Annotated in this window: 12 protein-coding genes; 6 read left to right on the plus strand and 6 right to left on the minus strand. The window is 64.7% G+C overall.

From position 1 onward, the window contains the following. Positions 1–84: 84 nt before the first annotated feature. A complete protein-coding gene (locus M2332_RS07195; RefSeq protein WP_264573513.1) occupies positions 85–540 on the plus strand; it encodes a peptidylprolyl isomerase in 456 nt (151 codons plus the stop codon). Between the two features lie 238 nt (positions 541–778). After that, a complete protein-coding gene (locus M2332_RS07200) occupies positions 779–1,330 on the plus strand; it encodes an outer membrane beta-barrel protein (protein ID WP_181560520.1) in 552 nt (183 codons plus the stop codon). Between the two features lie 171 nt (positions 1,331–1,501). On the opposite strand, the gene ppc is transcribed toward M2332_RS07200, so the two are convergent. The 4 genes from ppc to M2332_RS07220 all read right to left on the minus strand — a co-directional run bounded on the left by ppc (position 1,502) and on the right by M2332_RS07220 (position 7,509). Further along, a complete protein-coding gene (gene ppc / locus M2332_RS07205; protein WP_413715946.1) occupies positions 1,502–4,189 on the minus strand; it encodes a phosphoenolpyruvate carboxylase in 2,688 nt (895 codons plus the stop codon). Between the two features lie 84 nt (positions 4,190–4,273). Then, positions 4,274–4,618 (minus strand): ATP-dependent Clp protease adapter ClpS, encoded by a 345-nt coding sequence (gene clpS / locus M2332_RS07210; protein WP_264571201.1) that lies wholly within the window; start codon positions 4,616–4,618, stop codon positions 4,274–4,276. Positions 4,619–4,754: 136 nt separating this feature from the next. Then, positions 4,755–5,672, minus strand: coding sequence for a phasin family protein (locus tag M2332_RS07215; RefSeq protein ID WP_264573515.1), 918 nt, complete (start codon positions 5,670–5,672; stop codon positions 4,755–4,757). Between the two features lie 85 nt (positions 5,673–5,757). After that, complete coding sequence (locus M2332_RS07220; RefSeq protein ID WP_264573516.1) at positions 5,758–7,509, minus strand: PHA/PHB synthase family protein; 1,752 nt, start codon at positions 7,507–7,509, stop codon at positions 5,758–5,760. A 163-nt stretch (positions 7,510–7,672) separates the two neighbouring features. Between M2332_RS07220 and M2332_RS07225 the strand changes: the two genes are divergently transcribed. Genes M2332_RS07225 through M2332_RS07235 form a run of 3 tightly spaced genes read left to right on the plus strand, consistent with a single transcriptional unit; the run spans position 7,673 to position 10,004 of the window. Further along, positions 7,673–8,884 (plus strand): LL-diaminopimelate aminotransferase, encoded by a 1,212-nt coding sequence (locus M2332_RS07225; protein ID WP_264573517.1) that lies wholly within the window; start codon positions 7,673–7,675, stop codon positions 8,882–8,884. After that, positions 8,884–9,429, plus strand: coding sequence for a DUF2721 domain-containing protein (locus M2332_RS07230; RefSeq protein WP_181560524.1), 546 nt, complete (start codon positions 8,884–8,886; stop codon positions 9,427–9,429). Before M2332_RS07225 ends, M2332_RS07230 begins: the two co-directional genes overlap by 1 nt. Positions 9,430–9,434: 5 nt before the next feature. Continuing rightward, positions 9,435–10,004, plus strand: a complete 570-nt coding sequence (locus tag M2332_RS07235; RefSeq protein ID WP_264573518.1) for a GNAT family N-acetyltransferase — start codon at positions 9,435–9,437, stop codon at positions 10,002–10,004. Between the two features lie 560 nt (positions 10,005–10,564). Here M2332_RS07235 and M2332_RS07240 read toward each other — a convergent pair. Together M2332_RS07240 and M2332_RS07245 are read right to left on the minus strand one after the other, a co-directional pair. Then, a complete protein-coding gene (locus M2332_RS07240) occupies positions 10,565–11,128 on the minus strand; it encodes a hypothetical protein (protein ID WP_264573519.1) in 564 nt (187 codons plus the stop codon). Positions 11,129–11,130: 2 nt separating this feature from the next. Beyond that, complete coding sequence (locus M2332_RS07245) at positions 11,131–12,396, minus strand: glutamate-5-semialdehyde dehydrogenase (protein WP_264573520.1); 1,266 nt, start codon at positions 12,394–12,396, stop codon at positions 11,131–11,133. A gap of 143 nt (positions 12,397–12,539) precedes the next feature. On the opposite strand from M2332_RS07245, the gene M2332_RS07250 reads away from it, so the two are divergent. Beyond that, positions 12,540–13,493, plus strand: coding sequence for a hypothetical protein (locus M2332_RS07250; protein WP_264573521.1), 954 nt, complete (start codon positions 12,540–12,542; stop codon positions 13,491–13,493). Positions 13,494–13,656: the final 163 nt, after the last annotated feature.

Below are 13,656 nucleotides of genomic sequence, written 5' to 3' on the forward strand. Positions count from 1 at the left end.
TCACTATAGAGGCCGCTCCATTCCCCCGCCCGCTTCCGCTCCGCATTGCGACCCGAGGCCGGTAGAGACAAGGAGACTGCCCCCATGGCCGACCAGACCCTTACCCTGACGCTCGACACCGGCGACGTCGTGATCCAGCTGCGCCCCGATCTGGCCCCCAAGCATGTCGAGCGCATCAGCGCGCTTGCCAGGGACGGCTTTTATGATGGCGTGGTGTTCCACCGCGTGATCCCCGGCTTCATGGCGCAGGGCGGCGACCCGACCGGCACCGGCATGGGCGGCTCGAAGCTTCCCGATCTGCCCGCCGAGTTCAACAGCGAGCCGCACGTGCGCGGCGTGTGCTCTATGGCACGCAGCTCCAACCCGAACAGCGCCAACAGCCAGTTCTTCATCTGCTTCGACGATGCGACGTTCCTCGATCGTCAATATACCGTCTGGGGCGTTGTGACCGAAGGCATGGAGCATGTCGACGCGCTGCCCAAGGGCGAGCCGCCGGCAAAACCGGGCAAGATCGTGAAGGCTACGGTGAGTGAAGCCTAAGGCAAGATTGCCTGCGCGATTGTAATACTATTGCGAAGTCTTCAAGTAAAACTGAACGCCAAGTGAATGGCCCCGTTGTGTAGCACATGTGCAACAGCGGGGCCTTTCCACAATTGCTCCACAATTCATTCGGGAACGGTTCATCTGGCTGAGCCATTTTAGGGACAGTGATCGACGCAGGTCGGTCGCGAAACGAGGACCTAAACAGTCCTGTTCTGTTAATAGAAGGTTCAGTGTTATGAAAGCTTTTCCCCTCACCCTCGCCGTTGCTCTGGCAGCGGGTCTCTCGGCCCCGGCTCTGGCACAGGACGCGCAGGGCCTGCAGCCCTATGTCGGCGTGATGGGCGGCCTGCATGACTTCGACAACCAGCAGCCCGCAGGTGGACCGCCGAGCGGCTATCGCGGCTGGGTCGCTGAAGGCGTGGCCGGTCTGAACTACGACCTCGGCCCCGTCGTGGTCGGTGCCGAAGGTAGCGTCGCCAAGGGCTTCGACAAGGACATCGACTGGGAATATGGCGCCGCAGGCCGTCTGGGCCTCAAGGCCGGTAAGGACAGCATGTTCTTTGCCAAGGTCGGCTATCAGTGGACCCAGTTCAATGACAAGACCGTGCCGCTGGCCGACACCGATCGCCACTATCATGGCGTGACCTATGGCGGTGGCGTCGAGCTCTCGCTGGCCGACATGGGCAGCACGGCCGAAACCAGCAACATCCGCCTGCGTGCGCAGGTCGATACGCGCGGTAACTTCAACAGCTTCCGCCCGATGGTCGGTGTTGTTGCCAAGTTCTGATGACGGATCGATGCGGCCCGCTCGCGAGGAGCGGATCGTATGAAAATAAGCGGCCGGGAGTTATCTCTCGGCCGTTTTTTTAATGCATTACCCTCCCGTTCGCCCTGAGCTTGTCGAAGGGCAAACGGGACGAGTGAGAGGGGGCGGCAACGCCTACCCGCCAGCCGTTCCTTAGCCGCTGTTGCGCAGAGCCGTGGCAATGGCGTTGATCGAGAGTTCAATGCCTTCGCGAATGCGCGGATCGGTCTCCCCGGCGCGGTGGCGCTTGAGCAGTTCCACCTGCAGCAGATTGAGCGGCTCGATATAGGGCAGCCGCAAGCGGATGGAGGCATCCAGCGCCGGGCTGTCCGCCAGCAAATGGGTCTGCCCGGTGGCACCGAGCAGTTGATCATGGGCAAGATGCCAGCCCTCGCGGATGCGCTCGAAGATCGGATCGCCCACCGCGCGGTCCGCGACCAGCGGCAGATATTTGGCGGCGATCTCCAGATCCGACTTGGCGAGCACCATTTCCATATTCGCCATGCTCGCCCGGAAGAAGGGCCAGGCCTGCGCCATGTCCTTGAGCAGGGCGTCATCCCCGAAATCGCGCAGCGCCTGCCCGACGCCATACCAGCCCGGCAGCATCACCCGCGCCTGTGCCCAGGAGAAGACCCATGGGATCGCGCGCAGATCCTCGATGCGATTGCTCTTGGTGCGGCTGGCCGGGCGCGAGCCGATCTTGAGGCCGCTGATCTCTTGAATGGGCGTCAGCTCGCGGAAGAACTCGCGAAAGCCCTTGGTCTCGTACACCAGCCCGCGATAGGCTTCAAACGCGAGGCCGGAAATGCGCGTCATTGCCTGGGTGAAGCGCTCGTTGTCCGCAGGGGAGAGCCGCTCGGGCTCCAGACTGGCCAGCAGGGCCGCGCTGGTGACCGCCTCAAGATTGGTTCGCGCGCTCTCCAGCGTGCCATATTTGGCGGCGATGACCTCGCCCTGTTCGGTGATGCGGATGCGGCCCTGCACGGTGCCGGGCGGCTGCGCCTGAATGGCTGCGAAGGACGAGCCGCCCCCCCGCCCGACCGCACCGCCGCGCCCATGGAAGAGCTGCATCGCAACCCCGGCTTCCTCGAACACCGGCGTCAGCGCAAGGCTGGCTTCGTACAGGCCCCAGGTCGAGGTGAGGTAGCCGCCATCCTTGTTGGAGTCGGAATAGCCGATCATCACTTCCTGATGGCCCCGCGCCCGGACCAGCGCGCCGATCTCCGGCAGGGCGAAATAATCGCACATGATGGCAGGCGCCTTTTCGAGGTCCGCGATCGTCTCGAACAAGGGCACAGCCATGATCGGGGCATGCGGCGCGCCCTCGTCCTGCGCCGCGCGCCACAGGCCCGCTTCCTTGAGGAGGATGTTCACCTCCAGCATGTCCGACACGCTCTCCGCCTTGGAGATGAGGTAATGGCGAATGCAGGCCGCGCCATAGCGGCGATGCGCCTCTGCGGCGGCCTCCACGATGCCGAGTTCGGTGGCGGTTTCCTCGCTCCAGTCGGCAAAGCGGGAGCCCGGCGGGCGGTTGGTGGCCAGTTCGCGACGCAGCAGGGCGACGCGCGCCTCTTCATCGAGCGCGAGATAATCCGGCTCCACGCCGGCGACCTTGAGCAATTCCGCGACGACGCGCTCATGCACCGCGCTGTTCTGGCGCATGTCCAGCGTGGCGAGGTGGAAGCCGAACAGCTCGACCGCGCGGATCAGCCGGGCCAGGCCGCCGCCGCTGCCGAGCGCGCCGTTGCCTTCGACGGCGAGGCCGCGCCCAAGCGTCGCGAGATCGGCGCGCAGTTCCCCCGCATCGGCATAGGGCTCGCCTGCAAGGCGTGAGGGGCGCGGCGGCGGGGTGCCGATGAGCTGCTCATAGGTCGCTGCGACGCGCGCGTAGATGCCCGCCACGGCCCGGCGATAGGGCTCGTCGCGCCGGCTGGCCGCCTCGTCGCCGCTGGCCGCTGCCAGATCGCGGACGCCGGCAGGAATGGCCGCAAGCTCGCTGGAGATGGAGAGCTGCGCGCCCAGCTCGTGCAGCGCATCCATGTAGAAGCGCAGGGTCGATCCGCTCGCCCGGCCCAGCGCGGTGCGCAACTGCTCGGCCTGGACGAAGGGATTGCCGTCCCGGTCCCCACCGATCCAAGTGCCGAGCCGCAGGAAATTGGGGACGCGCTGGCCCAGCACCCGGTCCCAGCGGGCGTAAAGGCTGGGGAGCACCGGCATGAAGATGTCGCGAAAATAGGAGAGCGCATTGTCGATCTCGTCGCGTACGAACAGCCGCTCGCGGCGCAGTGGGCGCGTCTGCCACAGCAGGGCGATCTGACGGCTGATCGCCTCGTCGATCGGCTCGCCATGATCCGTCTCGCGCGCGCCGGTATCGCGCAGGGCCATGAGATCGGAAATGACGTTGCGATGGTCGATCATCGACTTGCGGCGCACTTCCGTCGGGTGCGCGGTCAGCACCGGCACCACCAGCGCCGTTTCCAGCAGCTTGACAATATCGGAGGGGCTGACGCCATGCTCGCTCAGCTTGGCGGTCGCACTGGCAACGTCCGCGCCCGGCTCGGCGGCGACGCCCTGGCGGTCCTCCGCGAGATTGGCGAGCATGGAGAACAGCATGAAGCCGCGCACGAAGGCGAGCGTATCGTCCAGCGTCAGCGCATCGAGACCGCTGTCCACGCCCTCGGCAGGGGCGACGCCGCGCGCCCGGTCGACGGAGGCAGACCGGATATATTCAGTCTGTTTGAACAGGCGCTCGCCGCCATAGACGCGAATGACATCCCCGAGCAGGCGCCCGAGATAGCGAATGTCAGGATTTTGGGTGATGGCGGGGCGCATGGGTGACATGCACACCATGCTGCATTGCAGCGATCAACGGGTCAAGAACGGATTGAGCTGGCGCGCCGCGAGTTCACCCGCCCCATTAGCCGGTCAGGCATGCTCCAGCGTGCACTGGAGCGGATGCTGGTTCTGGCGGGCGTAATCCATCACCTGATTGACCTTGGTTTCGGCCACTTCATAGCTGAACACACCGCACACGCCGACACCGCGCTGGTGGACGTGGAGCATCACGCGGGTCGCCTGCTCGATGTCCATGCGGAAAAAGCGCTGCAACACATCGACGACGAATTCCATCGGCGTGTAGTCGTCGTTGAGCATCAACACCTTGTAAGGCGTGGGCTTGCGGGTGCGTGCGCGGGTACGGGTGGCAACGCCAAGACCGGGATCGCCCGGCCCTTCCTCATCGGGCCGCCCAGCCATGAGCGGCTGATTCATGATCGCGCTTCTGTCTTGCATGGCCCAAAAATAGGGCATCGCCCCCCTTGGTTGCAAGGGCACAGAGACGGACTGCCCAAAAAAGCAAAGGCGGCCCGCCGGAGCGAGCCGCCTTTTCTGAATCGGATCGGCCTGATCAGGCTGCGATCGACTTCACCTTTTCCGTTACAACCGACACGCGGTTGCTGATCGGCTGGGAAATGTCGCTCACCAGCTTGAGCATCTTTTCGCTGTTCTTGGCAGCCTCGGACGCGAAGCTGTCCATCGTCTGGCTGAGCAGCTCGCTCTGGAGCTGGAAGAACTCGGCCGGCGACTTGATCGACGCAAAGCTCTTCATCGTGGCGCTCGACTTCTCGAAGGACTTGCGGCCGAATTCGGCGGCGTCCTGGCCCAGCGTTTCCATGCCCTTGGCAGCGATCTTGGAGGATTCGACCATCGCCTCGAGATTGCCGCGCGTCAGTTCGCCCAGCTCTTCGAAAGCCCTGCCAGACTTCTCCATGGCAGCCTTGGTCTTCTCGTTCATTTCAGTGAAGGCACTCTGCATACGGGTCTTGGCCTCCTCGGCATAGGTTTTCGCGGTGTCCATCATATCGGTCATGGTCGGTTCGCCTTTCGCTGCGGCGGATTTCCCGGTGTCGGGAAGGGGGAATGCATCCGCCAATTCTGGGTTCGAGACAGGTGAGAGGGGCGCCGGACTGGCATCAACGGCTTCAGCCTTGGGGGCAGCGCTGACGGGCCATTCCACCGGCGTTCTGACGGCCGGCACATCGACTGGCTTGCGCGCAACTGTCGAAGTCGCAGGCGTGGCTTTGGGAGCCGCCGCGGCGACAGATTTGGGCGCGAGTGGTGCCTTCGGTGTCACCGGTGCCTTGACCGGCATCGGAGCGGCCGCCGCGACCTTCTCACCCGTGGGCTTAGCCACAGGCTTGGAAGCGTCGTTCTTGGCCGGGCTCCGTGCAACGGACGTCGCGGGCCGGGGACCGGCTTTGGACGAACGGGACTTGCGCGGGGTTGCCAACAGACTCACTCCTCGAACTTTGCTGCGATGCAACATAAGCGAATCGGATCGAATCCGCAAGCAAAATGATGCAGTGCAACAAAACTGCCTTATAGGCGGTGAAACGACGCAAAAGCGCCTGTCAACGCTGCACGACGTAGCGTCCGGGCGCATCCTCGATCGCGGGAAGTTTGCCTTCTCCGGGCATCCGCGCACCGCTGGCACTGACCGTCTCTGGTGACAGCTCCCCCAGCCACGCCCGCCAATCCGGCCACCAGCTTCCCTTCGTTTCCTGCGCGGTCGCGCGGAACGCGGCAAAGTCAGGCTGTGGCGCCGCGCTGGTCCAATATTGATATTTGCCTGCCGCTGGTGGATTGACCACGCCGGCAATATGCCCCGAGCCCGCCAGCACGAACCGCCGCGGCCCGGAGAACTGGTCCATCAGCTTCCATACGCTGCAGGGCGGCGCGATATGGTCCTCGATACCGGCCTGAATATAGGAAGGCGTCTCCACCTTGCGCAGGTCGATATGGATGCCATCAACCTCAAGGCCGCCCGGCACGACCAGCCGGTTATCGCGATATAATTGGGTGAGATAGGCCCGGTGCCATTTCGCCGGCAGGTTGGTGGTATCACCGTTCCAGTAGAGCAGGTCGAACTGGGGATAATCCTTCCCCAGCAGATAGTTGTTGACCACGTAGTTCCAGATCAGATCCTGCCCGCGCAGCAGGTTGAACGTCGCAGCGAGATAGCGTCCATCCAGATAGCCGTCCTTCACGAAGCCATCGATCAGCGCCAGTTGCTCGTCGTCGACGAAAAGAGCGAGATCGCCGGCCTCGGAGAAATCGACCTGGGTGGTGAAGAAGGTCGCGCTGGCGACCTTGTCGCTCTCCCCGCGCGCGGCCAACCATGCGAGCGTCGCGGCCAGGAAGGTTCCGGCCACACAATAGCCGATGGTATGAACGCTGGGCACGTCGAGCAGATCGCGCACCACGTCGATCGCGTCCACCTGCCCCTTGAGCATGTAATCGGCCAAGTCAAAATCGGCCATGCTGGCATCGGCGGATTTCCAGCTGACCATGAACACGGTCAGCCCCTGATCCACCGCCCATTTGACGAAGCTCTTTTCCGGGTTGAGATCCAGAATGTAGAAGCGGTTGATCCATGGCGGGAAGATCAGCAGCGGGGTCTTCATCACCTGCGGCGTGGTCGGCGCATATTGGATGAGTTGGTAGAGCGGTGTCTCGTAGACCACTTTGCCCGGCGTGGTGGCGATGTTGCGCCCCAGCTCGAAGGCCGACCCGTCCGTGTGGGTGAGTTGGCCGCGATCAAGGTCGGCGAGCATATGCTCCAGCCCGGTCAGCAAGCTCTCGCCCTTGGTATCGATCAGCCGCTGGAGCGCGGCGGGGTTGGTGAACAGGAAGTTCGCAGGGCTGGCCGCCTCGACAAACCGCTCGGTCACGAAGCGCAGCTTCTCCTTATCCCGCACATCAAGACCATCGACGCTGTCGGCCAGTTGCATGAAATAATCGGAGGCCAGCAGGTACATCTGGCGAATGAGGTCGAACACCGGATTGTCGTGCCAGCTCGGATCGGCAAAGCGCCGATCACGACTGGTAGGCGCAGGTTTCGCATCGCCATCAGGTCCTGCGCCGATGCCGTCCATCGCTCGCGCCAGCACCTGCTGCCACACCGCCATGCTGCGTTCCGCCGCCTGCGACTGGATGCGCGCGATCTTCTCGAGATTGGGCCGCGCCTCATGCCCGGGAAAGCGCGTCGCCTGCTCCGCCAGCTCGGCGCTGCGCTCCAATATCGCCTGCTGGGCAAGCCCCACCACCCGCGTCCAGTGCTGCAGCTGAGCAAGGCCGGTCGCGTCTTTCAGGTCCTGATCCATAGGAGATGCCTCGCTCGATTGTCCGGACGGTCTGTTTTCCAGACTCGCCGCCCGTTGTTTGGGTGGCACGACTGGCTGGCGCAAGCTATATGCAGTATTGGCCGGTCCTTACCACTTGCAGTGTGACACGGCCATTTCAACCCAAATGGAGATCGACATCCCAATGTCCGACGAATTCTACCGCATCAAGCGACTGCCGCCTTATGTCATCGCCGAAGTGAATGCGATGCGGGCAGCGGCGCGTGCGGCGGGCGAGGACATTATCGATCTCGGCATGGGCAATCCCGATCTGCCGCCGCCCGATCATGTGATCGCGAAGCTGGTCGAAGTGGCGCAAAAGCCGGATGCGCATGGCTATTCGCAGTCCAAGGGCATTCCCGGTCTGCGCCGCGCGCAGGCGAATTATTATGCCCGCCGCTTCGGCGTGGAGGTGGACCCGGAGACCGAAGTCGTGGTGACGATGGGCTCCAAGGAAGGGCTTGCCAGCCTCGCCACGGCGATCACCGCGCCCGGCGACGTCGTGCTGGCGCCCAATCCGAGCTACCCGATCCACACCTTCGGCTTCATCATTGCCGGCGCGACCATCCGCTCGGTGCCGACGACGCCGGACGAAAATTATTTCCGCGCGCTGGAGCGGGCGATGCACTTCACCGTGCCGCGTCCCAGCATCCTCGTCGTGAATTATCCCGGCAATCCGACGGCGGAGACGGTGGACCTGGCGTTCTACGAGCGGCTGGTGGCCTGGGCGAAGGAGAACCAGGTCTGGATCCTCTCCGACCTTGCCTATTCCGAACTTTATTTCGACGGCAACCCGACGCCTTCCATTCTGCAGGTGCCGGGAGCCAAGGACATTGCAATCGAGTTCACGTCCATGTCCAAGACCTATTCCATGGCCGGCTGGCGCATGGGTTTTGCGGTCGGCAACCAGAAGCTGATCGCGGCGATGACGCGGGTGAAGTCCTATCTCGATTACGGCGCCTTCACGCCCATTCAGGCCGCCGCCTGCGCAGCCCTGAACGGCCCGCAGGACATCGTCGAGAAGAACCGCCAACTCTACCAGAAGCGCCGCGACGTGATGGTGGAGAGCTTTGCGCGGGCGGGCTGGGATATTCCGTCCCCCCGCGCATCCATGTTCGCCTGGGCGCCCCTGCCGCCGGCGCTCAAGGAGATGGGCAGCCTGGAATTTTCCAAGCAGCTCCTCACCCACGCCAAGGTCGCGGTCGCGCCGGGCGTCGGCTACGGCGAGGATGGCGAGGGCTTCGTGCGCATCGCCATGGTCGAGAATGAGCAGCGCCTGCGTCAGGCAGCGCGGAACGTGAAGAAATATCTGCAGTCCATGGGCGTCAATACACCGGTGACCAAAGGCGCGGCCTGATGCCGGTGCCGGTGCTGGAAGCGCCCGAGGTCAGCCTCGTCGCGCACACGATCCAGTTGGCGGTGGCGCCGGTGTTCCTGCTCGCAGGCATCGGCGGCTTCCTCAACGTCTGCGCCAGCCGCCTCGCCCGCGTCATCGACCGGGCGCGGGCGGTGGAAGCGCAGGTGATGCGCACGACGGGCGCCGAACATGACCGGCTGATCGACGAGATCCGCATTCTCGATCGGCGCATCACGGTGGTGAATGCGGCGATCTTCCTCTCGGTGCTCGCCGCATTGACGATCAGCGCGGTGGTCATCCTGCTGTTCGCGTCCAATCTTATCGAAGTGAATCTGGGCACGGTCATTTCGCTGCTGTTCGTGGGGTCGATGACCTCCATCGCAGCCGCATTCGCGATCTTTCTCTACGAGACCCGGCTGGGCTCGCGCGTGACGCACATCCGCAATGAGGTGCTGTATCACAAGGTGGAGAGTGAGCAGCTGAGCGAAGGGCCACGCCCAAGCAAGCCGGCTATTCCCGCGCCCGAGGTCAGGCAGTCGCACTAAGCCCGATGCCCGAGCCGCTTCGCCTCGTCATGCCGGCGCCCATCTACCTGCCTGCCTATCGTGCGGCGCTGGAAGCGGGCTGGTCGCCGGACACCGTGCTGGGCAATCTGGCGACCCAGCGCGAGCTGGACCGGATCGACCGCGACGCCATGGCCTTCCTTCTGTCACTGGATGATCCCAAGGCCAAGGGGCCGCCGGTGCTGATGAAGGATGGGACGCCCCGGCCACGTCTACCGGGCTATCGCCGCTGGATGTGGGATGGCGAGTTCTGCGGCAGCATCAGCCTGCGCTGGCAGGAGGGCACGGCTGCGATGCCGGACTACTGCCCCGGCCATATCGGCTTTTCCGTCGTGCCCTGGAAGCGCGGGCACGGCTATGCGGCGCAGGCGCTGGGCGCCTTGCTCCCTGAGGCACGTGGACGCGGCCTCCCCCATGTCGACCTGACGACGAACATCGACAACGACGCGGCGCGCCGGACCATCGAGCGGTGCGGCGGCATTCTGGTCGATCATGTCGAGAAGGACGCCGGCGACGGCGGTGGCCGCGCGGCGCGCTATCGGATCATGCTGGGATAATCGGCCTTGCGATCGGCAGGCCGCGCCCGCCACCCTCGCCATCGAAGAGACACAAGCCCAAATGAGAGGGGCCGCCGGAACCTCCCATCGGAGGCGCCGAGCGGCCCATCAGCATGGTAGATCATGCTGGCCTAACCGGTCTTCGGCCGGCAGGCCTGCTCATCGCCGGAAATACATAAGCCCAAATGAGAGGGGCCGCCGGAACCTCCCATCGGAGGTACCGAGCGGCCCATCAGCATGGTCAGCGGCCGGAAGTGCCGCCACCCGGGGATTTACGCCGCGGTCCGGTTTCCCTCAGGAGACCCTCGCGCGACCCGCCACCAATGCCTTAGCGGCAGGCTCCCCGAACGGACTTGACCGACCCCATTGCTGAACCATGAGACATCGGATCACCTCCTTTCGCTTGCGTTGAAACTCTCTCGCCGGGTTGGCTGGAAGCCGTGCGTCCCTGCGATGGCTTAGATGTGAGTCATTCCGCGCTTGCGAACAAGACTTGTAATTATCTTTTTTCGAATCATAATCATGCGCTCGCCGATTTGGGCGAGGGGCGCTGGAACGGCCTAGCTCCGGCAGTCCTCTACAACGCGCCCGATTTCTGAGACCACCGGCAGAATGATCCGTTGCCCGCCTGCGGGCTCGATGGACACGCGACCGCGCGAAAAGGCCATCCAGTCCAGCCCGGGATCATTGGCGGGGCGCGTGATGACCAGCCCGCTGGCGCCACCCATCGGCTGGGTCGTCCCGCTCCAGTCGAGCACGCCCTTGCTGGTGCGCAGGGTGACGCGCGGACTGGCGCTCCCCGCCAGCGTCATCGACACTTGCCGGCTGCTCTTCTGGCAGCGCAGGACCACCAGCGGCGCGACAGGGGACGCGCCGAAGCTGGCGACACTCTCGCCGCTGCGGCTTTCATAACCCCAGCTACCGGACGTCAACGGCGCCACTTCCCAGGCATCGTTCGACTGCGACGGGGCAGGGACGGGCGCGGGGGCCGGGGCAACTGGCGCAGGCGTGGGCGCCGGCGAGGGCTGCCGGCCGCCCGTTTCCGGCACGACCTGACAGCCAGCCAGCGCGATAGTAACGAGGGAAGCCGCAATATGCGGCGCGATGCTTCTACCGATGCGCATGATCAGGGCCGGACCTGACCGGTGCCGCGCACGACCCATTTGTACGTCGTCAGCCCTTCCAGCGCCACCGGCCCGCGTGCGTGCATCCGCCCCGTCGAGATACCGATCTCGGCGCCGAGGCCGAATTCGCCGCCATCGGCAAATTGTGTGGACGCGTTCCACATGCAGATCGCGCTGTCGCAGCGGGCAAGGAACTGCTCGGCAGTCGCCGCGTCCTGCGTGATGATCGCATCGGTATGGTGGCTGCCATGCACGGCGATGTGATCGAGCGCCTCATCGACGCCATCCACGAAGCGCGCCGCGATGATGGAATCGAGATATTCGGTGTTCCAGTCGCCATCCTGCGCCGGCTCGATGCGGGGGTCGAGCTTGGTGACGGCCTTGTCACCGCGCACCTCGCATTGCGCATCCAGCAGCGCGGCCACCAGCGCTTGCGGCTCGGCATAGCCCTTGTCGATCAGCAGTGTCTCTGTGGCGCCACAGATGCCGGTGCGCCGCATCTTGGCATTGACCACGATCTCGCGGGCCATTTTGGGGTCGGCGGCGGCGTGGACATAGGTGTGGCAGATGCCATCGAGATGGGCGAGCACGGGCACCCGCGCCTCGTCCTGAACGCGCGCGACGAGGCTCTTGCCCCCGCGCGGCACGATGATGTCGATCAGCCCCACCGCGCGCAGCATCGCGCCCACCAGCGCACGATCGGTGCTTGGAACATATTGCACGGCATCGGCGGGCAGGCCGGCCTCGGTAATGCCGCGTACCATGGCAGCGTGGATCGCCCGGTTGCTCTCCACCGCTTCCGATCCGCCCCGCAGGATTACAGCATTGCCGGAGCGCAGGCCCAGCGCAGCCGCATCAGCGGTGACATTGGGGCGGCTCTCATAGATGATGCCGATGACGCCGAGCGGCACCCGTACACGGCTGAGGCGCAGGCCATTGGGCCGCTCGGATTCATCGATGACCTGTCCCACCGGATCGGCAAGATTGGCGACCTGCTCAACGGCATCGGCAATGCCATTGATCCGCGCCTCGTCCAGCCGCAGCCGGTCCAGCATGGCGGAGGAAAGGCCATTGGCGGCGCCGCGCTCCATATCGGTGCGATTGGCTCGGATGATCTTCGGCATCGCCTCCCGTAATGAACGGGCCGCGGCAACCAGCGCCTGCGCCTTCAGCTCGCTCGGCGCCTGCGCCATGTCCGCAGCGGCGCGGCGGGCACGCGCACCCATCTGGGCAATGAGCATTTCAGGCGTCTGCGTGAGATCATTCATGGTAAGAGTCGTCCTGTCCGGCGGAGGGCACTCCCCATAGCATGGGGAAAGAGTCGCGCAAATGGCGGCAACCCGACGCATGGCGGAGCGTTTGCCCTTTCAGCCGAAGGGAACCGCAAGCGATGCCCAAAAGGGAGACGAGCATGAACCGACTGAGCCAGATTTCCTCGATTGCCGCGCTCACCCTCATCCTTGCGGGATGCCAGGTGTCGCCCGATGCGGACAATCAGGCCAATGGCATGAACGCGGCGCAGGCGGACGAAGCCCTCGATAACGCGCTCAATGCCAATGACAGCGGCACCACTTCGGTACAGCCGGAATTTCTCGGCACGCTCGTTCCCCCTGCCCCTGGCGAGCAGGGCGGCCTGCCCGATGACCGCACCCCGCTCAACGAGGCGGCCGCGCGCGTGCCGACCAGCGTCGAGGCTTCCGGCGCGACCATCCAGCTTTGGGGCCTCGCGCTGGCGCAGGGCCGCTTTGGCGATGCCTACCGGCTCTACGCGGATTCCGGGCGGGGCAGCGGCATGACGGAGGCCCAGTTTTCGAGCGCCTATAACCGTTATAGCGATGTCCAGGTTCTGGTCGGCCGTCCCCAGTCGACCAGCAATCAGCGCGTGAAGGTGCCGGTGCAGATGTATGGCCGCATGCGCGAGGATGGTCGCCCGTTCAACATGATCGGCACGATGACGCTGGTGCGCAATCCCGGCGGACAGAAAGGCGAGAGCGGCCAGATGGCCTGGCTGATCGCGGAATCAGACCTCTCGCCGCGCGGCACGGTGAAGATCATCCCGCCGGGCGGCGAGACAGGCGCCGGCGCCATTCCGCAGGCCTTCCGAGGCAACTGGTCGTCCAGCGCGGCGGCGTGCGGCAAGCCCGGCGACAATATGCGGCTGGCTGTTGGGGCTGACGACCTCACATTCTACGAGAGCGTGGGAAAGGTGACGCAAGCCCGCCCGCTTTCGCCCAATCGCCTGAGCGTCACCGCCACTTATTCCGGAGAGGGCGAAAGCTGGACGGATACGGCCGCGCTGACTCTCGCCGGCGGGGGCGAAGTGTTGACCATCGGGTCCGTCAAGCGCGTGCGCTGCCCGAGCTGATGCCCGGCACGAGGCCGGCGCAATAGCAGGACATTTGGCGGCCAACGTTTGAATAGCCGGGCAGAGAAATGTCCGGATTGATAGCCTTGCGTGTGTCTACGATCCGCTTTACGCCCGCCACCGCCGCCCTGTTTGTCAGACAGTATCCGCCTCCGAAGGGGCG

Origin of the sequence: Sphingobium sp. B11D3A, from assembly GCF_025961695.1 — a bacterium.
GTDB lineage: Bacteria > Pseudomonadota > Alphaproteobacteria > Sphingomonadales > Sphingomonadaceae > Sphingobium.

Coding starts and splice junctions, on each gene's coding strand:
- M2332_RS07215 (WP_264573515.1), bottom strand. CDS start 5,672: ATGTTGCATCGCAGCAAAGTTCGAGGAGTGAGTCTGTTGGCAACCCCG.
- M2332_RS07230 (WP_181560524.1), top strand. CDS start 8,884: ATGCCGGTGCCGGTGCTGGAAGCGCCCGAGGTCAGCCTCGTCGCGCAC.
- M2332_RS07220 (WP_264573516.1), bottom strand. CDS start 7,509: ATGGATCAGGACCTGAAAGACGCGACCGGCCTTGCTCAGCTGCAGCAC.
- M2332_RS07250 (WP_264573521.1), top strand. CDS start 12,540: ATGAACCGACTGAGCCAGATTTCCTCGATTGCCGCGCTCACCCTCATC.
- M2332_RS07245 (WP_264573520.1), bottom strand. CDS start 12,396: ATGAATGATCTCACGCAGACGCCTGAAATGCTCATTGCCCAGATGGGT.
- M2332_RS07235 (WP_264573518.1), top strand. CDS start 9,435: ATGCCCGAGCCGCTTCGCCTCGTCATGCCGGCGCCCATCTACCTGCCT.
- ppc (WP_413715946.1), bottom strand. CDS start 4,189: ATGTCACCCATGCGCCCCGCCATCACCCAAAATCCTGACATTCGCTAT.
- M2332_RS07240 (WP_264573519.1), bottom strand. CDS start 11,128: ATGCGCATCGGTAGAAGCATCGCGCCGCATATTGCGGCTTCCCTCGTT.
- M2332_RS07195 (WP_264573513.1), top strand. CDS start 85: ATGGCCGACCAGACCCTTACCCTGACGCTCGACACCGGCGACGTCGTG.
- M2332_RS07200 (WP_181560520.1), top strand. CDS start 779: ATGAAAGCTTTTCCCCTCACCCTCGCCGTTGCTCTGGCAGCGGGTCTC.
- clpS (WP_264571201.1), bottom strand. CDS start 4,618: ATGAATCAGCCGCTCATGGCTGGGCGGCCCGATGAGGAAGGGCCGGGC.
- M2332_RS07225 (WP_264573517.1), top strand. CDS start 7,673: ATGTCCGACGAATTCTACCGCATCAAGCGACTGCCGCCTTATGTCATC.